Annotated in this window: 16 protein-coding genes and 1 riboswitch; of the genes, 2 read left to right on the top strand and 14 right to left on the bottom strand. The window is 64.6% G+C overall.

The window, feature by feature from the left end; genetic code table 11:
• Positions 1-208: 208 nt before the first annotated feature.
• The 14 genes from CO655_RS22670 to thiC all read right to left on the bottom strand — a co-directional run bounded on the left by CO655_RS22670 (position 209) and on the right by thiC (position 16232).
• Positions 209-1828 carry a GMC family oxidoreductase gene (locus tag CO655_RS22670; RefSeq protein ID WP_097666765.1) on the bottom strand — a complete coding sequence of 540 codons (1620 nt, stop codon included), beginning with the start codon at positions 1826-1828 and terminating at the stop codon, positions 209-211.
• Positions 1829-1830: 2 nt separating this feature from the next.
• Positions 1831-3360 carry an FGGY-family carbohydrate kinase gene (locus CO655_RS22665; RefSeq protein WP_097607635.1) on the bottom strand — a complete coding sequence of 510 codons (1530 nt, stop codon included), beginning with the start codon at positions 3358-3360 and terminating at the stop codon, positions 1831-1833.
• Between the two features lie 86 nt (positions 3361-3446).
• Positions 3447-4289, bottom strand: coding sequence for a class I fructose-bisphosphate aldolase (locus tag CO655_RS22660; RefSeq protein WP_097607634.1), 843 nt, complete (start codon positions 4287-4289; stop codon positions 3447-3449).
• The gene (locus CO655_RS22655; RefSeq protein ID WP_170965024.1) at positions 4262-6010 is read right to left on the bottom strand and encodes a glycerol-3-phosphate dehydrogenase/oxidase; all 1749 of its coding nucleotides are present in this window, start codon (positions 6008-6010) and stop codon (positions 4262-4264) included. The genes CO655_RS22660 and CO655_RS22655 overlap by 28 nt, the downstream gene beginning before the upstream one ends.
• A gap of 11 nt (positions 6011-6021) precedes the next feature.
• On the bottom strand, positions 6022-7017 hold the full coding sequence (locus tag CO655_RS22650) for an aldo/keto reductase (RefSeq protein ID WP_097607633.1): 996 nt from the start codon (positions 7015-7017) through the stop codon (positions 6022-6024).
• A complete protein-coding gene (locus CO655_RS22645) occupies positions 7014-8021 on the bottom strand; it encodes a sugar-binding transcriptional regulator (RefSeq protein ID WP_064685329.1) in 1008 nt (335 codons plus the stop codon). The genes CO655_RS22650 and CO655_RS22645 overlap by 4 nt, the downstream gene beginning before the upstream one ends.
• A 1-nt stretch (position 8022) precedes the next feature.
• The gene (locus CO655_RS22640; protein ID WP_176539290.1) at positions 8023-9012 is read right to left on the bottom strand and encodes an ABC transporter permease; all 990 of its coding nucleotides are present in this window, start codon (positions 9010-9012) and stop codon (positions 8023-8025) included.
• A 22-nt stretch (positions 9013-9034) separates the two neighbouring features.
• Positions 9035-10561: a sugar ABC transporter ATP-binding protein gene (locus tag CO655_RS22635; protein ID WP_097666755.1), complete on the bottom strand. Its 1527-nt coding sequence runs from the start codon at positions 10559-10561 to the stop codon at positions 9035-9037.
• Positions 10562-10622: 61 nt separating this feature from the next.
• On the bottom strand, positions 10623-11651 hold the full coding sequence (locus CO655_RS22630; protein ID WP_097607630.1) for a substrate-binding domain-containing protein: 1029 nt from the start codon (positions 11649-11651) through the stop codon (positions 10623-10625).
• A gap of 179 nt (positions 11652-11830) precedes the next feature.
• Positions 11831-12445 (bottom strand): thiamine phosphate synthase, encoded by a 615-nt coding sequence (locus CO655_RS22625; RefSeq protein ID WP_097666754.1) that lies wholly within the window; start codon positions 12443-12445, stop codon positions 11831-11833.
• A complete protein-coding gene (locus CO655_RS22620; RefSeq protein WP_097666752.1) occupies positions 12442-13215 on the bottom strand; it encodes a thiazole synthase in 774 nt (257 codons plus the stop codon). The genes CO655_RS22625 and CO655_RS22620 overlap by 4 nt, the downstream gene beginning before the upstream one ends.
• 1 nt (position 13216) lies before the next feature.
• Positions 13217-13414, bottom strand: coding sequence for a sulfur carrier protein ThiS (gene thiS, locus CO655_RS22615; protein ID WP_088393589.1), 198 nt, complete (start codon positions 13412-13414; stop codon positions 13217-13219).
• On the bottom strand, positions 13411-14397 hold the full coding sequence (thiO, locus tag CO655_RS22610) for a glycine oxidase ThiO (RefSeq protein ID WP_245423880.1): 987 nt from the start codon (positions 14395-14397) through the stop codon (positions 13411-13413). The genes thiS and thiO overlap by 4 nt, the downstream gene beginning before the upstream one ends.
• Before the next feature lie 2 nt (positions 14398-14399).
• A complete protein-coding gene (thiC, locus tag CO655_RS22605) occupies positions 14400-16232 on the bottom strand; it encodes a phosphomethylpyrimidine synthase ThiC (protein WP_097666748.1) in 1833 nt (610 codons plus the stop codon).
• A gap of 95 nt (positions 16233-16327) precedes the next feature.
• Positions 16328-16459: riboswitch (TPP riboswitch) on the bottom strand.
• Positions 16460-16750: 291 nt separating this feature from the next.
• Here thiC and CO655_RS22600 point away from each other — a divergent pair.
• On the top strand, positions 16751-18019 hold the full coding sequence (locus CO655_RS22600) for a DNA repair exonuclease (RefSeq protein ID WP_097666746.1): 1269 nt from the start codon (positions 16751-16753) through the stop codon (positions 18017-18019).
• On the top strand, positions 18019-21492 hold the full coding sequence (locus CO655_RS22595; RefSeq protein WP_097666744.1) for an AAA family ATPase: 3474 nt from the start codon (positions 18019-18021) through the stop codon (positions 21490-21492). Before CO655_RS22600 ends, CO655_RS22595 begins: the two co-directional genes overlap by 1 nt.
• Positions 21493-21507 lie beyond the last annotated feature (15 nt).

The raw sequence follows: 21507 nt of genomic DNA, 5'->3' as shown, positions 1-21507 counted from the left end.
CTTTGCAGAATCAGGACATTCTAACTTTGCGGCTACAGGCGAATCTGGCGTAAGTTCTATTATGGAACTCGATTATGGGGGCGAACGCGAAACGGCTGGGACAGTGCTCGTCGCGCCTAAGCCAACGTCACCGAGATATCAACGCAGAGACGCTCCGGCGGGCGTCGAGCGACGCGACGGCCGGTTGGTTGCGCGGGCATGGTCCTCTCTAATCGCCTTTGATGATGGCTTCTGCCGCCTTCTCAGCAATCATGATCACCGGCGAGTTCGTGTTGCCGGAGACGATCGCCGGCATGATGGAAGCGTCGACGACCCGAAGCTTCGACATGCCGTGCACGCGCAGCTGCGCATCCACCACCGCCATCGGATCGCTGCCCATCTTACAGGTGCCGACGGGATGGAAGATCGTCGTGGCGATGTCGCCGGCGCGGCGGATCAGGTCGTCGTCGCTCTCATATTCCCGGCCCGGCAGCATTTCCTGCGGGTTGAAACGGGAGATGGCCCTCGTCTGCATCAGGCTGCGGGCGTGGCGGATGGATTTTGCCGCAAGCAGCCGGTCGCCGGCGGTCGAAAGATAGTTCGGGCGGATTTCCGGCGGCTGGCTGGCGTCGCCTGTCGTGACATGCACGGTGCCACGGCTTTCCGGCCGGAGATTGCAGACGGAAACCGTGACCGCGGGATAGCGGTGCAAGGGCTCGCCGAGCCGATCGGTGCTGAGCGGCTGGACATGATATTCGAGGTCCGCCGTGGCGACGGCGGGATCGCTTTTGGCGAATATGCCGAGCTGGCTCGGCGCCATGGAAAGCGGGCCTGACCGGTTGACGGCATATTGCAGGCCCATGCCGGCGCGGCTGAAGAGGCTGTGATAAAGCTGGTTCAGGGTGCGCGCGCCTTCGATCTTAAAGACCGTGCGGATCTGCAGGTGATCCTGAAGATTTTCGCCAACGCCCTTCAGGGGGTGACGAACCGGAATATCAAGGGCCGAAAGAACTTCCGGCCGGCCGATGCCGGAGAGTTCTAGGATTTTGGGTGAGTTGATGGCACCCGCCGACAATACGACCTCGCGGGAGGCGCGGGCGTTACAGAGTTGGCCGCCAAGCCGGAAACGCACTCCGGAAACCGCCTTGCCGTCGAACTCCAGCCGTTCCGTCTCCGCGCCCGTCAGGACGCGAAGGTTCCCGCGCTTCATCGCCCGCCGCAGGAAGGCTTTCGTCGTGTTCCAGCGCAGGCCGCCCTTCTGGTTGACCTCGAAATAGCCGGAGCCTTCATTGTCGCCGTCGTTGAAATCGTCGGTTTTCGGGATGCCGAGTTCTTCCGCTGCATCGCGGAAGGCGTCGAGGATCGGCCAGGAGAGGCGCTGGCGCTCGACGCGCCATTCGCCGCCGGCGCCGTGCACGGCGGATTTGCCACGGTAATTGTCTTCCGACTTCAGGAAATAGGGCAGAACATCGTCCCAGCCCCAGCCGGCGTTTCCGGCCTGCCGCCATCCGTCATAATCGGCCGCCTGCCCGCGCATGTAGATCATGCCGTTGATCGACGAACAGCCGCCGAGAAGTTTCCCGCGCGGATAGTTCAGTGCGCGGCCATTGAGGCCGGCCTCGGCGGCCGTCTTCATCATCCAGTCGGTGCGCGGATTGCCCATACAGTAGAGATAGCCGATCGGCACATGGACCCAGTGATAGCGGTCCGTGCCCCCAGCCTCGAGCAGCAGCACCCGGGTTTTCGGATCGGCCGACAGCCTGTTTGCCAGAACACAGCCGGCGGAGCCGGCGCCGACAATGATGAAGTCGTAGCTTCCCTCGTCTATCGCCGTTTCATTGCCATCCATCGTCACGTTGCAGCTCCCGTCGCCGTAGGTTCGGCTGCCGAAAGCCGCCGCCAAAGCGGCGCCATGGCTTCCGCTATGTCATTGTAAAGCGCGTAGCGCCGGTCGTAATGCGCAGCGAGCGCGGCATTCGGCCGATAGTGCCGGTCGATACGCACCATGGCATCCGCACCTTCCGTGAAATCGGCAAACAAGCCGACTCCGGTTCCCGCCGCAATCGCCGCACCGAGAGCCCCGGTTTCCCTGGAGCTGGCGACAGAAACCGGCACGCCGAGCACATCGGCAAAGATCTGCGGCCAGAGGCGGCTGCGCGATCCGCCGCCGGACAGCACCGCCTGGTCGAAGGTCGCCCCCGCTCCGCGGAGCGTCTCTACGTGTTGGCGGTGGCCGAAGGCAACACCTTCAAGAAGGGCGCGGATCAGGTGTCCCTTGGTGTGCCAGCCGGCAATGCCGTAAAAGCCGGCCCGTGCATGGCCGTCCTGCTGGGCGCCGTAGAGATAGGGATGATAGAGCGGGTCGTCGGCAGCCGGCTGGATTTCCGCCGCCAGTGCGCAGCAGGCGTCGAAGGGCGAGACGCCCTCCGCATGCTCACCATCGAAAAATTCCCGCACCAGCCATTCGAGATTGGCGGCCGAAGTGGCACTGTTTTCCATCGCCATGTAGCGCGCGCGATCGAAGGTCGACGACATGAAGACGGGTCCGCCGAGATCAGGCCCGTCGATGATGACCTGGTTGATGCTCCAGGTGCCGGCGATGATCGAGGCGCTGCCGGTGCGCGAGACGCCCGAGCCGAGGGCCGAGGCGACGACGTCGAAGAGCCCGCCGACAACTGGCGTGCCGGCGGCAAGGCCGGTCTCCGCCGCCACCTCTTCCGTCACCTTGCCGGCAATGTCGGCGCTTTCGATCAGCCGCGGCAGCAGGTCCATGCAGTCGCCGAGGCCATAAGCTTCCATCAGTGTGCGGTCATAACGGCGGGCGGCGAGATCGAGCAGCCCGGCCCCTGACATATCCGACATCTCGCTGACACGCTCGCCGGTCAGCCGGTTGACGACGAAATCCTTGCAGTAGAACACCGTGCCGATGCGCTGGAAAATCTCCGGTCGATGACGTTTCAGCCAGGCGAGCAGCGTCGGTGTCTGCGAGGGCCAGGGCCGTTGGCGGGCGATCGGATAGGTGCGATCGCCGACAGCCTCGGCCGCCCATTCCTCGACGAGCCCGGTCGCCCGCGTATCGAGCGACTGGATGCCGAGGAAGGGTTCGCCATTGCGATCCAGCGCATACAGCCCGTTGCCGTGACCGGCGCAGCCGATTGCGGCGATATCAGCCGCAGCAATGCCTGCCCGGTCGAGGCAGGTGCGGATGACGCGTTTGGCGTTGGCCCAAAGCTCGCCGAGATCCCGCTCGACATGGCCGGGACATGGCATGCGGCTATGCCCCTCCTCTCCCGCATAGGCCACTTCCCGGCCGGCGCGGTCGAAGATCACCGCCTTGATGACGGTGTTGCCGGCGTCGAGCCCCAACAGATATTCTCCCATTCCGAACCCCTCCCAAGGTTCTGTCATTGCCTGCGCAATTCCAAAGATAAACCGCTTCACGCTTTTCCGGGAATTGCTTCAGCACCTCAGCCTTGCTGATAGATTGCAACGGCTTCTTCGCCGCTCGTATCCTGGTGGATGATCGCCATCAGCCCGCGCACGACGGCGCTCGGATTGGCATGCTGGTAGATGTTGCGGCCATAGACCATGCCCATCGCGCCCTGCCGCATCAAGGCGGCCGATTTGGCGAAGACGGCGGCGAGATCCTCCTTGCCGCCGCCGCGCACCAGCACCGGGCATCGTGCCGCTTCGACCACGCGGTGGAAATCCTCCGCATTCGTCGTCGGATCGGCCTTGACGATATCGGCGCCCATTTCGCGGGCAAGCCGCGTCAAGGTGACGATCTTGTCGGCATCGCCGTCCACCATGTAGCCGCCGCGCTCGGTGACCGGCTGCATGACCAGCGGTTCGATCATCAGCGGCATGCCGTATTTCTCGCAGTCCGCCCGGACGCGCGAAATATTCTGCACGCACTGGCGAAAGAGATCGGGCTCATCCGGCAGCATAAACAGATTGACCACCACGCAGGCGGCATCCATCTGCAAGGCGCCGACCAGCGGCTCCGCTTCATTCTGCAGCACCGCCCACATGTCGCGGTGGCGGATGCGGTTATAAGGATTGCCCATGTCGATGCGCATGACGAGCGCCGGCTTGTCCTTGCCGGGCAGATCCTGCAGCAGGTCGGCCTGGCCGTAATTCATCTGGATCGCATCCGGCTTCGCATCGACCAGCGCCTTGACGACGGCCGGCATGTTCTCCAGCCCGTTGAGAAAGGACGGTTCGTTGCAGACGCCATGATCGATTGCCACATCAAGGCAACGGCCGTTGCCGAACAGCCGGTTCATCCGGACCTTGCGGTTGTCTCGCATAGTTCACTCCTTCGTTCGTTCCTTGCGGAAAGGGTTGCTTCGGCGACGCCGTGGCGCTCGCGCATGATAGTGAGAAAGCGGATGCGCTCTTCGGCGGCGCGCTCAGCCGACCAGCCTCTTTCGGCGGCCAGCAGGCCGAGCACGGCGTCAGCCATGTCGAGCGAGAGTTCGCCGGAAATTGCCAGCGTCGTGCGGCGCAGCAGCAGGTCGTCGAGATGCTCGACGGCCTCGGCGCCGATCAGATACTGGATTTCGCGAAGGCTGTAGCCGGCATGCGGCAAAGGATGGTCGGGGCCTGCCGCGATGAACCCGGCGACATCCTCCGCATCGGTGCCATAGCGTTCGAAGAGGATCGCAGCGCGATCGATGGAGATGCCCGTCGACGCCGCAAGATCACGAACCCAGCCACCGCCATCTTTGGGGAAGGCACGTCCGCCGCCGAATGCTCTCTCCGCCGTATCGATGCGCCGAGGCCGGCGGAGCCGTTCCAGCGCCATGTCGGCCGCCAGCTCACCGAAGGAGCGGAACGTCGTCCACTTGCCGCCGATCATGCAGAGCACGGGCGGGCCGCCATCATGGCTTTCGATCACGGTGCAGAAATGATCCCGCGGGATCCGGCCGGTAAAACTGTCCTTACTGGCCGGCAGCGGGCGCACCCCGGCGAACTGGAAAACGATCTCTTCCGGCCGGATGCGAATGCCGGGCAGCACGAAGGCAAGCGATTGCAGGATATAGTCGCGCTCGTCGGTCTCGCAGCGCACAGTGCCGGGGTCATCGACGCGAATGTCCGTCGAGCCGACCAGCACCTTGCCGAGATAGGGAAAGAGGATGCAGATGCGCCCGTCCTCATTCTCGTAATAGATCATGTGCCCGTCGAGCATGTCGCGGAGCGCGGGATTGTCGATGATGAGGTGCGACCCCTTGGTGCCGCCCATCAGCGGGGCAGGCCGCGCGCCCTCGGGAAAAAGCGATCCATTGGCGATGTCGATCCAGCCCCCGGTCGCGTTGACGACGAGACCCGGCTGGATGCGAAACATCTCCCCCGCGATGCCGTCGCGCAGCAGGACCCCCCCCGCCCCGGCCTGCTCGATCGTCGCATAGTTCAAGACCCGGGCATTCGGACCGGCAGACAGGCCGTCGCGCAGCAATTCGATGCCGATCCGCTCCGGATGGCTCACCCAGGCATCGTAATAGGTGGCGGAGCTGCGTATCCCAGGATTGAGCGCCGGCCATTTGGCCAGCGTCGCCCGGCGACCGCGGAACTGATGGCGGGGCATCAGCGCGCGTTTGCGCGTCAGGAAATCGTAGATGGCAAGGCCGGTCTTGATGGCCACGGCGCCGCGGCGGCTCGGACGACGGGTGAGACCGAGGAAGCGCACGATACCGTTGCCGAGGCCGGAGAAGACGTCGAAAACAGGAACCGTCGTGGGCAGAGGCGCAACATAATGGGGCGCGTTGCGCAGCAGCCGGTCGCGCTCGACGAGAGACTCCTGCACGAGGCTGAATTCGCCATTCTCCAGATAGCGCAGCCCGCCATGGACCATGCGCGAAAGGGCGGCACTGGCACCGGAGCAATAGTCGCCCTGCTCGACGAGCAGCACGTTCACGCCCTGCAGCGCCAGCTCGCGAAAGACGCTGAGCCCGTTGATGCCGCCGCCGAGGACGCAAACGTCCACCTTCGGGCTTTGGCGAAGCCCGTCCATTGTTTCCACACGGTTCATGATGGCGTCCGTTATCCGTCCATGGTGGCGAGCTGCGCCGATATGGCGGTGTCGATGGCCGCGAGATCGGCGGTTGAAAGGCGAAGCGTTCCGGCCCGCGCATTGTCGAACGCCTGCGCCGGGTTTCTTGCGCCGCAAAGCGCGAAGGTTACGCCCGGCTGGGCCAATGTCCAGGCGATCACCGTCTGCGCGATGCTGGCGCCGTGGCGCTCCGCCACAGGCCGGATCGCCTCGGCAAAATCCTTGGCCTTGCGGCGGTTGGCGACGGAAAAGCGGGGATTGTCCTTGCGCTGGTCGTCGCCGGAAAACACGCGCTCGGGCCCGATGGCGCCGGAAAGCAGGCCGAGCGCCAGTGAGGAATAGCTGAGCGTCGACACGCCGTTGGCGATGGTGAGCGGCAGCAGGTCCGCCTCGATCTGGCGATCGATCATGCTGAACCGCTCCTGGATCGCATCGAGCGAACCGGTCGCGATATATTGTTCCAGCTCCGGCCGGTCGACGTTGCTGGCGCCGATTGCGCGGATCTTTCCGGCCTGTTTCAGCTCTTCCAGCGCCGCGACGGTCTCCTCGATCGACGTCGTCGGGTCCTGCCAGTGGGTGATGTAGAGGTCGATATGATCCGTGCCGAGGCGGCGCAGACTTTCCTCTACCTCGTGAACGATCGAGTCCCGCCCGAGATGGCGGTGCACCGGCTTGCCGTCCTGGTCGAAAAAATGGTTGCCCTTCTGCGTATGCCACACCAGCCCGCATTTGGTGGCGATCACCGCCTTGTCGCGGCGTCCGGCGAGCGCCTTGCCGACGATTTCTTCGGATCGGCCCAGGCCGTAGGCCGGCGCCGTGTCGATGAGGGTGACGCCGGCATCGAGCGAGGCCTGGATCGCGGCGATGGATTGCGCCTCGTCCGTGCCGCCCCACATCCAGCCGCCGATGGCCCAGGTGCCGAGGCCGACGGCCGAGGCCTTGACGCCGGAGCGGCCGATTTCGCGGGTCAACTGTTCGCCGCTCATGCGGAAAATCCTTCCTCGGATGCGAGTTCAAGAATGCGCGCGCCCGTCGCCTCGTCGGTGACGAGCGTATCGAGGTGGTTGCCGCGCAGGATGCTGAGGATCGGTCCGGCCTTGTTCGGGCCGCTTGCGACGCCGATCTTCGTCGGGATCGAGGCGAATTCCGGCAGCGTCAGCGAAACCAGCGACCGGTTGAGACTGTAGTCGCAGACGCGGCCGTGATCGTCGAGCAAATGGGCGAGCAGTTCGCAGCTGGCGCCCGAACGCTCGATTGCCGCGCGATCGGTGCTGGAGGAAGGGTGCAGGTCGTAATAGCTCGAATCATCGGTCAGGATCGAGCCGATGCCGACCACTGCGACCTTGGCTTCGCGCGCCCGCCGGAAGACGTCGGCGACGGAGCGCATATTGATCAGCATCGACCGCTGCTCGGCGTCATCGGCAAAAAGCGGCGCGTGGATCTGGTAGGAGCGCCCGCCGAGCCGGTCGGCCATCAGCGTCGAGACGTGGTTGACGTCGGTATAGTGTTTGCCCTGCACGCAGCCGGTGGCCGGGATGACCTCGACATCGAAGCGGCGCGGCGCCTGCAGGCCGGCGACGACGGCGCTGACGCCCTTGCCGCCGGTGATGCAGATGGTATCGCCATCGGCGATTTCTTCGAGCAGCAGGCGGGCTGCCGCCTCGCCGACCGCCTGCAGCGCGGTCTGCGGATTGTCGGAGACGGTCGGGACCACGACCGCGCGGCTGATGCCGCCGAGCGCCAGAAGCCGCTCCTCCATATCGACCAGCGGTTCGATCGGCGACTTGATCTTGATTTCGACCAGGCCGAGCTGACGGCCCCGCTTGATGAGACGGTTGACCGTGGCGTGCGAGATTCCGAGCTGATCGGCGATCTGCGCCTGCGTCAGACCTTCCAGAAAATGCAGGACGAGGGCCTGGTGCATCTGGCGGGCGATGACGATTTCTTCGCGCGGGGCTGTCGTCCTGGGTTTCAGTTTGGCGATCGGCATGTCAGGCGGCCTTCCGCTTGTGCAGGAAATGGTCGATGGATACGGCGGCAAGCAAGATGCATCCTTTGATCATGTCCTGCCAATAGACGGAAACATTTAGCAGGATCAGCGACGAGGTGACGAGGGAAAGAAGCGCGATGCCGAGGATGGCCCCGAGGATGGTTCCCGAGCCGCCGTTCAGCGAGGCTCCGCCGATCACCGCGGCGGCGACGATGTTCAGCTCCATGCCGACGCCGAATGTGGGTGTCGCCGCGCCGAAGCGGGACATGTAGATGACGCCGGCGACACCTGCGAGCGTCGAGCAGAGCACCGTCACCCAGAACTTCACCTGGTTCGTCTTGATGCCGGAATAGAGCGCCGCCTTTTCATTGCTGCCGGTGTAGAACACCTTGCGGAAGGCGGTCGCCCGGCGCAGCAGGAAATCGAACAGCATGACGACGGCGACGAAGATCAGGATGACATACGGAATGCCGTAGAACGTGCCCTGCCCCACCGCCTTGAAGCCGGGAGGCAGCGTGAAGAGCGAGAGCGGCGTGCCCTTGGTGATGATGAGGCAGAGGCCACGCACGATCACCATGCCCGCCAGCGACGTGATGAAGTGGTTGAGCCCGACGACGGTCACGAAGAAACCCATGATGGCGCCGATGGCGCTGCTGGCAAGAATGCCGGCAAGCGAGGCCGTCCACGGATCGAGTCCGGCGAGAAAGAGCGAGCCCGAAAGCACCATCGCGAAGCAGACGACGGAGCCGACCGCAAGGTCGATGCCGCCGACGATGAGCAGGATCGTCATGCCGACGACGACGATGCCTTCCACGGAAAAGCTCATCAGCATCGCGCGGAAATTGCCGAGCGTCAGGAAGTGCGGCGAGGCGAAACTCATGATGATGCCGAGCGCCAGGATGATCGCGATCAGCCCGGCCTCGCGCATCGTGCCGATGCGCTTGAAGGACGACGTCCTGGGCAAGCCTGCCGCCATCGTGTCGATTGCCATTTCCCTCTCTCCCATGTTCTCTTCACGCGGCATGGTCTGCCGCCCTTGCGCTGCCCATGCCGGAAGCAAGGCGGATCACGGCCTCTTCCGACATCTCGTCGGCACCGAGTTCGCCGGCGATGCGTCCCTCGCGGACGACCAGCAGACGGTCGGAAAGGCCGAGCAGCTCCGGCATTTCCGACGAGATGACGATGATGCCGATGCCCGAGCTTGCGAGCTCGCGCAGCAGGCGGTGGATCTCCGCTTTCGCGCCGACATCGATGCCGCGCGTGGGCTCGTCCATCAGAATGACCTTCGGCTTCACCGCGAGCTGCTTGGCGATCGCCACTTTCTGCTGGTTGCCGCCGGAAAGCGATTTCACGGGCGCCTCGATGCCGCTCATGCGCACGGCAAGCCTTCGGGCAAAATCATCTGCTAGCGCGGCCTCCGCGCGGCCATTCAGCAGGCCGACCGAATTGGTGAGCGCCTTCAGATCCAGCACTGATATGTTCTGCGCGATGGACATTTCGAGAAAGACGCCTGACCCCTTGCGGTCCTCGGACAGGTAGACGATGCCGGCTTTCACGGCATCGGAATAGGCGCGGATCGGTCTCACGTCGCCCTGCAGGCGGACGGTTCCCGCCGTGCGCGGCCGCAATCCGCAGATGCCTTCGGCGATTTCCGTGCGGCCGGAGCCGATAAGGCCGCCGATGCCGAGGATCTCGCCCTTGCGCAGGCCGAAGCTGACGTCGTGAAAACGCACCCCGTCACTGATGCCGTCGACCTCGAGAATGATCTCGCCTGACGTTTCGCCGGCACCGAGCTTGTCGGGATAGAGCTGCGTGATTTCGCGGCCGACCATGCGGCGCACCACGTCGTCCGGCGTCACGTCGGCAATGCGGTCGGTGCAGACGTAGCGGCCGTCACGGAACACGGTGACCCGGTCACAGAGGCTGAAGATTTCCGCCATGCGGTGGCTGATATAGATGATCGAAATGCCGTTCGCCTTGAGGTCGCGGATGATCGAGAAGAGCTGTTGCGCCTCGGTCTCGGTCAGGGCAGCCGTCGGTTCGTCGAGGATCAGCACGCGGCAGTCGAGCGTCAACGCCTTGGCGATCTCGACGAGCTGCTGACTTGATATCGGCAGGTCGGCAACCTTGCGGCGGACATCGATCGCGGCAAGCCGGTTCATCACCGCCTGCGCATCGCGCTCCAGCCCGCGGTAGTTCATGAGCGGCGCCCGGCGACGGTTGGTCGCCGCCATGAACATGTTTTCAGCGACCGTCGCATCCGGGCAGAGCGCGATTTCCTGATGCACCAGGCCGATGCCGAGAGACTGGGCGGCGGCCGGAGAGGAAATGCGCACAGCCTTGCCGTCGACGCGGATTTCGCCTTCGGTCGGCTGCAGCACGCCGGCGATGATGTTCATCAGCGTCGACTTGCCGGCGCCGTTCTCGCCGCAAAGCGCATGGACTTCACCGCGCTCGAGCGTGAAGTCGACATCCGTCAACGCCTTCACCGCCCCGAAATGCTTGGTGACACCATGAATGGTGAGCACGGGCTCCGCCATCATCTTCCTCCTCTCCGTCTCGGCCATCCGCACCGAAAAGTGCGGATGGCCTGTCGGGGTCTTATTCCTCGATGCCCTTGGTGCCGCGATGCTTGAGATACTTGTCCCAATAGAAGTCGTCGGCATTTGCCGCGGTCACGATCGAGAGACCGTTGTCGACGACCGGGATGCTCATCGGGTTGAAGCCCGAGCGCTTGGCGTCGTTCATCGGATCGATCAGTTCCGGGTGCTTGGCGAGCCACAGCAGCATGAAGCCCATATAACCCTGCATGCCCTGGTTCGGGTTGATCGAGCCGAAGACTTCGCCGGCCTTGATCATGTCGAGGATGTTGGCGTTGACGTCGGCGCACATGACGAGGACCTTGCCGCCGGTTTCCTTGTTGGCCTGCGCGGCGCCGATCGCCGAATTCGCTTCCGGCATGAAAACCGCCCCGAGGTTCGGATTGGCCTGGATGAGGCTGGAAAGCCCCTGGTAAGCCTTGGTCGGATCCTGGTTGGATGCGGCGCGGCCGACGAGCTTCATATCCGGCCACTTCTCTTCCATGCGGGCGATGAAGGCGGCGATGCGCTTGTCGTGGTTGTCCTGGCCGGGGTTTTCGAGAACGGCATATTCGCCCTTGCCGCCCATCTTCTCGGCGATCGCATCGGCGGCATAGGTGCCTTCGCGGGTATTGTCCGAGGTGATGAAGGAGACGCGCTTGGAGAGCGGCGAGTCTGCCGCGAAGGTGACGACCGCCGTGCCCTGGCCGATGGCGCGGTTGATCGGCTCGATGAACGGGTCGGAATTCATCGGATGGACGAGAATGCCGGCCGGATTTTGCGCCAGCGCCTGGTCGAAAGTGGCGATCTGCTTGTTGACGTCATATTCCGGCGTGCCGGTATATTCCGTTTCGCAGCCGAGCTGTTGCCCCGCCTGCTTGAACATCTCGTAAACCGGGAACCAATATTCGACGCCCGAAACCATGACGTTCATGACGTATTTTTCGCCTGGCTTGCAGCGGAACGGGTTCTCCGTCGCAGCGGCGGCGGAGCCGGCGATAAACGTTGCAGCAAAAACCGCCATTGCGGTCGTGGTGAGTAAAGTGCGCAAGAGTCCTCCTTGAGGCCGAAGCCTCTCCCAAAAGCCCGAGGGCGCCGAAAAGCGCCGCTGATCGTGTTGAAGTCCGGACTTCCTCCTCGACGTCCGGTATGGGCAGCTAAGCGTAAAGCTCGAGGACTGTCAATATAATTCACGACTTGAAATATATTTCACTTCAGCCATGCGGCGTCTCAACCGACAGATCGCCAAGGCGCGGTCGCGGCCAGCCACTGTCGTGTGCGGGCCTCGGGATCCGGATTGCGGGTGATATCGGTGACCACGGCAGCGCTATCGGCGCCGTTTTCCAATACCAGCGGCGCGCGTTCGGCGGTGATCCCGCCAATGGCCACGAGCGGCATTGGTCCGACGCGCCGCCGCCAGGCCGCAAGGCGTTCGACGCCTTGCGGCGCCCATTTCATTTCTTTGAGGATCGTCGGCCAGACCGGCCCAAGGGCAACATAGTCCGGCGCGGCGGCCAGCGCGGTTTCTAGTTCTGATGGATCGTGCGTGGAAAGGCCGAGCTTCAGGCCGGCGCGGCGAATGGCAGCCAGATCGGCCGCCATCAGGTCTTCCTGCCCGAGATGAATGAAATCGCATCCCTCGTCGATCGCCAGCCTCCAGTAATCGTTGATGATCAATTGGCAGCCCGCTGCCACGCAGGCGGCTTTCGCACGCCGGATCTCCTCGCGAAGCACCGGCTCCGGCCGGTCCTTGATGCGCAGCTGGACGAGTTTGACGCCGAGCGGCACGAGACGCTCGATCCATTCGGCGCTGTCGACGATGAGATAGAAGGGGTCGAGCGTCATGAGAAGATGGCCTTTCCGATGACGGGAGTTGAGGGAACGGCCATGTCGCGCGGCTCCAGCGGTACGGCGCCATGCGCGAGGCGGCCGGCATCGATGGCAAGTGCGAAGGCCTCGGCCATGGCGGCAGGGTCGCTTGCGCCGGCAACGGCGGTGTTGAGAAGAACGGCGTCGTAACCGTACTCCATGACGGCGGCGGCATGCGACGGGCGGCCGATGCCGGCATCGACGATGAGCGGCACATCCGGAAAATGCGCTCGGAATGACCGCAGTGCCATCGGGTTCACCGGCCCCATGGCGGAGCCGATCGGCGCGCACCAAGGCATCAGGACGCGGCAGCCGGCCTCCAATAACCTTTCGGCGACGACAAGGTCGTCGGTCGTATAGGGGAAGACCTGAAAGCCCTCGCCGGTCAGGATGCGGGCCGCCTCGACAAGGCCGAAAACATCGGGCTGCAGCGTATCGTGATGGCCGATCACTTCGAGCTTGATCCAGTCGGTGCGGAAAACGTCGCGCGCCATCTTCGCCGTCAGCACAGCCTCCTGCACGCTGTGGCACCCGGCCGTATTCGGCAGCACCCGCACGCCGAGCTCGCGGATCAGCTCGAAGAAGGCGCCGCCCGCCTTGCCGCCGGCGGCCTCGCGCCGCAGCGAGACGGTGACAATTTCGGCCTTCGAGCGTCTCACGGCTTCTGCCAGGACGGCGGGCGACGGGTAGCGGGCGGTGCCGAGCAGCAGCCGGGAATGGACCTCGACGTCGTAGAGTTTCAGCATGTCAGCCTCCCTGCATCGGTGAGAGAATTTCAATGCGGTCGCGCTCGCCGAGCACGAAATCGGCGCGATCCTCGCGGTGCACCAGTTCGCCGTTCACCGCGGTCGCCAGCCACCCGCCTTCGTAGTCCAGAGCGAGAAGCAGATCTGCGAGCGTCGCGGCCGCGACCTCCTGTTCCTCGCCATTGATGATGAAGGTCATGACGCCCTCCTTTCCTGAGGTCCTTGTTCTGTGAGAAGACGCCGCGCCACTTCGCCGGCCAAGGCCGGCGCCAGCAGAAAGCCGTGGCGGTAGAGGCCGTTGACATGGAGGGTGCGTCCCTCCTGCGTCACGCGCGGCAGATTGTCGGGATAAGCGGGCCGCACGCCTGCGCCGGTTTCCGTGACCCGTGCCTCGCCGAAGGCAGGATGCAAGGCGTAGGCGGCGTTCAGCAATTCCATCAGCGAACGCGCGGTAATCGGGCCGGCATCGTCGCTTTCGATCATCGTCGCCCCGACCATGAAGCGGTTTTTTTTGCGCGGCACGATATAGATCGGGTGGCGCGGATGCAGCAGGCGGACGGGGCGGGAGAGACTGACCTCGCCTGTTTCGATGCAGAGCATCTCGCCTCGAACACCGCGCAATCCAGGCAGCCGGCCGATCTGGGCGGCACCGGTGCAGTCGATTACCCGGTCATAATGGGCAAGATCAGCTTCGCCCGTGACGCCGAGCATGAGACGCATGCGGGCGTCCTCCAACCCTGCGGCCAGGGCGGCGAGCGCCTGCCGTGGATCGAGATGCGCTTCCTGCCGGAAGAACAGCGCCCTGCGGAAGCGGCCGGCGAGATCAGGCTCCAGAGCGGCGATCGCCGCCTCGTCCAGCCATTCCCATCCGCTTGTCCGGCGGGAAAAGCGGTCGAGCTCGCCGGAATCGCGCCCGCCCGCCACGACAAGCGTTCCCCGGCGATTGACATGGCCGGGCAATGCCGCCTCCCACCAATCGGCGGCAAGGCGACCGAGCGTCAGCACCGGCTCCTCCGCACTTTCCCGTTCGCACCACGGCGCCAGCATGCCGCCGGCAAAGCCGGATGCGCCGGCGCCGGCCTTGTCGGCCTGCTCCGCAAGGGTGACGCGGAAGCCGTGGCGATAGAGCTGCCAGGCCACGGTGAGGCCGGCAACGCCGGCCCCTTTGACGAGAACGCGCATGGTCATTCTCCGGCGGGAGTTTTCGCGACCTCTGCGACCGGCATGTAGAGATCGCCGCCATCGCGGTACTTGGCCGCCATCGCTTCCAATCCCTCTTTCTGAGCTTCGGCGCGAATGTCGTGGGAAATTCGCATGGAGCAGAATTTCGGGCCGCACATCGAACAGAAGTGCGCCACCTTGTGCGCCTCCTTCGGCAGGGTCTCGTCGTGGAAGGAGCGGGCCGTATCCGGGTCGAGGGAGAGGTTGAACTGATCCTCCCAGCGGAATTCGAAGCGCGCGCGCGACAGCGCGTCGTCGCGGATGCGGGCGGCCGGATGTCCCTTGGCGAGATCGGCGGCATGGGCGGCGATCTTGTAGGTGATGACGCCGGTTTTGACGTCGCTGCGGTCGGGCAGCCCCAGATGCTCCTTCGGTGTGACGTAGCAGAGCATGGCCGTGCCGAACCAGCCGATCATCGCGGCGCCGATACCGGAGGTGATGTGATCATAGCCCGGCGCGATGTCGGTCGTCAGCGGTCCGAGTGTATAGAAGGGCGCTTCGCCGCAGACCTTGAGCTGCTTGTCCATATTCTCTTTGATCTTGTGCATCGGCACATGGCCGGGGCCCTCGATCATCACCTGGCAGTCCTTCGCCCAGGCAACCTTGGTCAGTTCGCCCAGCGTTTCCAGCTCGGCAAATTGCGCTGCGTCATTGGCATCCGCGATCGATCCCGGACGCAAACCGTCGCCGAGCGAGAAGGAGACGTCATAGGCGCGGCAGATGTCGCAGATTTCCTCGAAATGCTCGTAGAGGAAACTCTCCTTGTGGTGATGCAGACACCACTTGGCCATGATCGAGCCGCCGCGTGAGACGATGCCGGTGACGCGATTGACGGTGAGCGGGATATAGGCCAGCCGCACGCCGGCATGGATGGTGAAATAATCGACGCCCTGCTCGGCCTGTTCGATCAGCGTATCCCGATAGACTTCCCAGGTCAGATCTTCGGCAATGCCGTTCACCTTCTCGAGCGCCTGGTAAAGCGGCACCGTGCCGATCGGAACCGGCGAATTGCGAATGATCCATTCGCGGATGTTGTGAATGTTGCGGCCGGTGGAAAGGTCCATGACAGTGTCGGCGCCCCAGCGGATCGCCCAGACCATCTTCTCCACCTCTTCCGCCATCGACGAGGTGACCGCCGAATTGCCGATATTGGCGTTGATCTTCACCAGGAAATTGCGGCCGATGATCATCGGTTCGGTTTCGGGGTGGTTGATATTGGCGGGGATGATCGCCCTGCCCTCGGCGACTTCCCGCCGCACGAATTCGGGCGTCACGAAATCCGGAACATGCGCGCCGAAGCTCTCGCCGTCGCGCGCGAGCGCCTCCTTCGCGGCCTGCCGGCCGAGGTTTTCGCGGATCGCGATAAACTCCATTTCCGGGGTGATAATGCCGGCCCGCGCATAGGCGAGCTGGGTGACGGCGCGTCCGGCCTTTGCCTTTAGCGGCGTGTTGCGAATGGGAAATTCCGGCGTCAGCCGCTCGCCCGTGGCAAAACCATTGTCTTCAGGCTTCACCACCCGGCCTTCATAGGCTTCGACGTCGCCACGCGCCCTGACCCAGGCTTCGCGCAAACGCGGCAGCCCGGCGTCAATGGAAACCATATGGGCCGGATCGGTATAGGGGCCGGAGGAATCATAGACCGTAACCGGCGGCTCGCCGGAGGTCGGGTGAAGGCTGATTTCGCGCATCGGTACGCGCAGATCCGGATAGAGCGTTCCGGGTTTGACGATCTTGGTCGAGGCCGGAAGCGAGCCGGTGGTGACGACGGGAGTAAGCTGGGGTGCAACAATATTCATGGATGAGGCTCCAAGGTTTGACGTTTGGAGACCCAGTTCCAGTGTTGGAATGATGGAAAGACGCCTTGCGCGACAAAGCGAAAATCCGCCCAACAGCCGCAGCGTCCGCACCGTCCCTACGCCAGTATGAACTGGATCAGGTTCAACGGGTCACTGCGCCACAATCGGCAAAGCCGAATCGTCTAGCAGAATCTCAGCCCCTTGCCGGGACACCCCTGGTGAATGGTCGCCATCAAAGACCGCAGCGGCCTTTGTGTCAAGAAGCCCTTTTGCGTTTCAAGGCAGTGGCTGTCGATGCTGGTCGCCGATCGGCTGGTATCGTAGAGTGTGCCGGCGGCCGGACCGGCCCCGGTCGAGCAACATTGATTGTGGATGGGCCGGTTTGCCGGGCCATTTCGCTCGCGCCCCTTGGACGCGTGCTCCATATTCTCATCCTCACGGCCACGTGACAGCGACCGCGCGTTCATCTGTCCGACGGCACCGGCTCATCATTCTGTCGCAACACGATTTCTGCATTCATGGCTTATCGTTTCGTTCACACTGCCGATCTCCACCTCGACTCTCCGCTGCGGTCGCTGGCGCTTCGCAACGCCGAGCTGGCCGATCTCGTGAGTGACGCCAGCCGGCAGGCGCTGATCGCGATCGTCGACCTTTGCCTCGAGGAGCAGGTCGATGCGCTGGTCATCGCCGGCGATCTCTATGACGGCGAGCAGACGTCGATGAAGACGGCGCGCTTCCTGGCAAGCCAGCTGGAACGGCTGAACCGGGCGGGGATTTGCGTCTTCAAGATCCGCGGCAATCACGATGCGATGTCGAAGATCGCCAGGGAGCTGGTGATGCCCGATACGGTGAAGGTCTTCGGCGGCCACGCCGAGACCGTGGAGGCGACGAAGGGCAGTCTGTCGATCGCGATCCACGGTCTGAGCTTCGCCAAGCCGCAGGCGCCGGACCCGCTTCTGCCGAAGTTCAAGCCGCCGGTCGCAGGTGCGGTCAATATCGGCATCATGCATACGAGCCTTGCCGGATCGGCCGGCCATGACGTTTATGCGCCCTGCAACGTGCTCGACCTTCACGCCTCGGGATTCGACTACTGGGCGCTCGGCCATCTTCATCAGCGCAGCCACTATCCCGGCACGGCGACGGTCATCATGCCCGGCATGCCGCAAGGCCGCGACATCAACGAGTCGGGCGTCAAGACGGTGTCGCTGGTGACCGTGGCGGACGACCGGACGGTGACGGTCGAGGAGCGGCGCACCAGCATCGCGCAGTTCGAGCGCGTCGATGTCGACCTCACGGGTGTCGACGATTGGCGAGACGCGGCCATGGCGATCGAAGCGGCACTACAGGCGCAGCGCGATCATACGGCCTCGCCGCATCTCGTCGCGCGCCTCAGGCTTTCCGGTCGCACGCCGCTCTCCTGGCAGCTTCGCCGCGATGTCGACCTGATGCAGACGGAAGCCGAGCAGCGCGGTGACCGGGTCGGCCGGACCTGGATCGAGAAGCTGGAGCTCGCCTTCGAAGCGCCGGTGCCCCTCGCCGACGAAGCCGTTGCCGATCCCGTCATCGAGCTCGGCGCGCTGATGCGGGACGAGGTCATCGCCCGCAGCGGGTTTCGCGACGATGTCAGGGAGATGGTCCGCGACCTGCTCGCCGACCTGCCGCCCGAGAGCCGGGCATTTGCCGGGCATGACGAGGCGGGTTTCGAACGCTTCATCGACAGCCTTCTCGCCGACGGCGCCGAGGACATCGCCGCCCGGATGAAGGCTGCGGAGCGGGGAGACAGCTGATGCGCCTGCGCCGTCTCGACCTCATCCGTTATGGCAAGTTCACCGACCACTCGATCGATTTCGGCGCGGTCCGACCGGGTTCGCCCGATCTGCACATCGTCTATGGCCTCAACGAAGCGGGCAAGTCGACCACCTTCGCCGCCTATCTCGACCTGCTCTACGGCATAGGCGAGCGCAGCACCTACAATTTCCTGCATCCCTACAACACGATGAAGGTCGGTGCGCGGCTGGAATTCGGAGGCGCGGACCACGAGTTGGCCCGGCTCAAATTGCGGACCGGCAGCCTCGTCGATGATCGGGGACAGGCTGTGAACGAGGCGCTTTTGGCCGGCGCGCTCGGCGGCGTCGGCCGCGACGCCTATCGCACCATGTTCTCGCTCGACGACCAGTCGCTCAAGGAAGGCGGCAACGCCATCATACAAAGCAAGGGCGAGCTCGGCGAGTTGCTGTTCTCGGCAAGCTCGGGCCTCGCCGGCCTCAGCCGTTCGCTGGTAACGGCAGCCGACGAAGCCAATGGGATCTACAAGAAGCGGTCGTCGAGCACGAAGCTTGCGGAACTCAAACGCGCGCTCGAAGCGCTGAAGGCCGAGCGCAATGCCATCGACACGCTTGCCTCCACCTATTCGGGCCTGAAATCGACCCACGAGCAGGCCGACGCCGCCTATGCCGCGACGACGCGGGAACTGGCCGGGGCCAAGGCTCGGCACCAGGAGCTGACGCGTCTTCTCGGCGCCCTGCCCGCGGCGCTGGAACTTCGGCGGCTGGACACCGATGCAGCCGGCATGGGCGATCTGCCGCGGCCGCCCTCCGAATGGTTCACCCTGCTGCCGCAGCTTTTCCACGACGAGACGCGGCTGCAGGCGCTTGTCGAAACCGCCGACCGCACGCTGCGCCAGCTTGCCGACGAGATCGAGGCGATCGCGATCGACGACAAGGCGCTGGCGGTCGCTGCGCATATGGACATGCTGGATCAGGGCCGCGCCCGCTATCTCGCGGCTGAGAGCGATCTGCCGAAGCGCCGGCTGGCGCTGGCCGAACAGGAAGGCGTGCTGGTGCGGCTGCTGGCCGATCTCGAACAGCCTGGCCATGCGACGCCCGAGGCGCTGCTGCTGCCCGCCTCGCTGATCGGCATCGTCCGCGATCTCATCGAGCGACGTTCCGGCGTCGAGGCCAACCTGGCTGCCGCGGGCCGCGAACTGGTGCGGGCGCGCGACAATCTCGAAAGGCTGAACAAGGAAGGCGGCTCGCAAAACGGAGCCGCGGTCGTCGATCCCGCGCGTCTCGGTCGCATCGAAGCCGCCCTGAGCCGGCTGGCCGGGTCCGATCTCGCAATGCGGCTCACCCTGGAAGAACGTGCGCTCGCGCAGGCGAAGCGAATTCAGGAGAAGCAGTTCGCACAGCTTGCGCCCTGGACAGGGGATGCCGTCGCCCTGCAGCGGACGACCGCTGCCGAGCCTCGGCAGACCGAGGCCTGGCGTGGCCAGGCGATCTCCATCGACAAGCGGATTGCCGATCACGAGGCACGGCTGCGCGATCTCGGCACCGAACAGGCGCTGACCAAAGCCCGGATCGCCGCTTTCGTCGCCGGCGGTTCGATCGACGATGCCGAGGCCGCGAGGCTGCGCGATGAACGCGATGCCGCCTGGCGGGCGCATCTTGCCAGCTTGAATGCCGCCACCGCCCGGACATTCGAGGAGCGGATGCGCCAGGACGATGTGGTGTCCGCCGGCCGGCTGTCACGCGCGCAGGAACTGGCCGAGCTGCGCCAGCTCCGCCAGACCGAAGCGGCAACGGCGGCAGCGATCGAACGGCAAAGGGAATTGCTTGCCGAGGCGCGCGCCGAACATGATGGGCTTGCCGACCGCATCGGTGGTCTGCTGCCCGAGGCAATCGAATATGACGCCGAAGCTGCGGCGCGCATTGCAACACTCGAGGCATGGAGCAGCAAGCGAGCCGCGGCGCTGGCCGCCTGGGACGAACTGCAGCGGGCCGAAGAGGCGGTAGACGCGCTGCGCGGCGAACTGGACAGCCATGCCGCGACGCTTGCCGCGAGCCTTGTGGATGCCGGCCATGGTGGCGCCGACGATCTGCCGGTCGCCGCGCTGATGCAGGCGGCGAGCGATATGCTTGCCGCCGGCAAAGCCGAACAGGCGGCGCGGCAGGCGCACGAAAAGGCAATCGGCGATCTCGACCGCGATGTCAGGGAACGTGAGCGCGACCAGCAGGAGGCAGAGGCCGCGGTCGAGGCCTGGAACCGGGAATGGGCGGAAGCGCTGTCGCGAACCTGGTTTGCCGACAAGGCCGGCTCGATGGCCGCCGTCCGCGCCATGCTGGATGCGCTCGCCACACTGCCCGCCATCCTGAAGGAGCGGGATGACCTCGCAAGCCGCGTTGCCGCGATGGAGCGCGACCAGGAGCAATTCCGTGGGGATATTGCCGGGCTCCTCGCGGACGGCGGCCTCAGCCGGTTGGCACCCGATACGCTCGCTTCGGCCAATGCACTGGTGGAACGCCATGAGGCGGCGCGGCATGCCGCACAGCTTCGGGCAGACCGTCAGGCGGATCTCGAAAAACAGTTGGAGAAACGCCGGGCGCTAGAGGAGGAACTGGCCGTTCACAATGCCCGCAGGAACGAACTGACGGGCTATTTCGGCACGGACTCGCTTGCCTCGGTCGAGGTATTCCTGAACCAGGTCCGGGAGCGGGACCGGCTGGAGGCGCGCGCCGCTACCTTGCGCGGCCAGATCACCGAGGCATTGCGCGCGGCAAGTTTTTCCGAAGCCGAATGCCGCCTTGCCGATATCGACGCCGATGCGGCCGAGCGCGATGCGATCGAGCTTGGTGCCCGGATCGAGGATCTCACCGAGCGGGCGAAACTTCTCTATTCCGACGTGTCGCTGGCGCGGCAGAAGCTCGAGGCCGTCGGCGGGGACGACGCGGTGGCGCGGATCGAGGCCAAACGCCGAACCATCTTCCTCGAGATCGAGGAACTGGCCGTGCGGCATCTGACGCTGCGCGCCGGCACGCTCGCGGCCGAACAGGCGCTGCACATCTATCGCGAAAAACATCGCAGCTCGATGATGAACCGCGCATCGCAAGCTTTTCACCTGATCACCGGCGGCAACTATTCCGGCCTGACGACCCAGCCCGACCGGGACAAGGAAATACTGATCGGCGTCTCGCGCGACGGCGGCTCGAAGCTGGCGGACGCGATGTCGACCGGCACGCAGTTCCAGCTTTATCTCGCGCTTCGGCTGGCGGGCTACGAGGAATTTGCAGCGCTTCGCCCGCCCGTGCCGTTCGTCGCCGACGACATCATGGAGAGCTTCGACAATCCCCGCTCCGAAGAGGTTTTCCGCCTGCTCGGCGCAATGGCGAAGGTCGGACAGGTCATCTACCTCACGCATCACTGGCATCTCTGCGAGATCGCGCGACACGTCGTTCCTGATGTGACCATACACCAGCTGCCATGACCGGACGCAAAGACA

The sequence above is a fragment of the Rhizobium sp. M1 genome (assembly GCF_002531805.1).
GTDB lineage: Bacteria > Pseudomonadota > Alphaproteobacteria > Rhizobiales > Rhizobiaceae > Rhizobium > Rhizobium etli_C.
Note: the sequence above shows the minus strand (reverse complement) of the source record. Positions and strands in the feature narration are given on the sequence as shown.

Excerpts from the sequence above, each read along its gene's own strand:
- thiO (WP_245423880.1), bottom strand. The coding sequence starts at position 14,397 with ATGCGCGTTCTCGTCAAAGGGGCCGGCGTTGCCGGCCTCACCGTGGCC.
- CO655_RS22635 (WP_097666755.1), bottom strand. The coding sequence starts at position 10,561 with ATGGCGGAGCCCGTGCTCACCATTCATGGTGTCACCAAGCATTTCGGG.
- CO655_RS22665 (WP_097607635.1), bottom strand. The coding sequence starts at position 3,360 with ATGGGAGAATATCTGTTGGGGCTCGACGCCGGCAACACCGTCATCAAG.
- CO655_RS22645 (WP_064685329.1), bottom strand. The coding sequence starts at position 8,021 with ATGCCGATCGCCAAACTGAAACCCAGGACGACAGCCCCGCGCGAAGAA.
- CO655_RS22595 (WP_097666744.1), top strand. The coding sequence starts at position 18,019 with ATGCGCCTGCGCCGTCTCGACCTCATCCGTTATGGCAAGTTCACCGAC.
- CO655_RS22660 (WP_097607634.1), bottom strand. The coding sequence starts at position 4,289 with ATGCGAGACAACCGCAAGGTCCGGATGAACCGGCTGTTCGGCAACGGC.
- CO655_RS22600 (WP_097666746.1), top strand. The coding sequence starts at position 16,751 with ATGGCTTATCGTTTCGTTCACACTGCCGATCTCCACCTCGACTCTCCG.
- CO655_RS22670 (WP_097666765.1), bottom strand. The coding sequence starts at position 1,828 with ATGGATGGCAATGAAACGGCGATAGACGAGGGAAGCTACGACTTCATC.
- CO655_RS22650 (WP_097607633.1), bottom strand. The coding sequence starts at position 7,017 with ATGAGCGGCGAACAGTTGACCCGCGAAATCGGCCGCTCCGGCGTCAAG.
- thiC (WP_097666748.1), bottom strand. The coding sequence starts at position 16,232 with ATGAATATTGTTGCACCCCAGCTTACTCCCGTCGTCACCACCGGCTCG.
- CO655_RS22620 (WP_097666752.1), bottom strand. The coding sequence starts at position 13,215 with ATGCTGAAACTCTACGACGTCGAGGTCCATTCCCGGCTGCTGCTCGGC.
- CO655_RS22625 (WP_097666754.1), bottom strand. The coding sequence starts at position 12,445 with ATGACGCTCGACCCCTTCTATCTCATCGTCGACAGCGCCGAATGGATC.
- CO655_RS22640 (WP_176539290.1), bottom strand. The coding sequence starts at position 9,012 with ATGGCAATCGACACGATGGCGGCAGGCTTGCCCAGGACGTCGTCCTTC.
- thiS (WP_088393589.1), bottom strand. The coding sequence starts at position 13,414 with ATGACCTTCATCATCAATGGCGAGGAACAGGAGGTCGCGGCCGCGACG.
- CO655_RS22655 (WP_170965024.1), bottom strand. The coding sequence starts at position 6,010 with ATGAACCGTGTGGAAACAATGGACGGGCTTCGCCAAAGCCCGAAGGTG.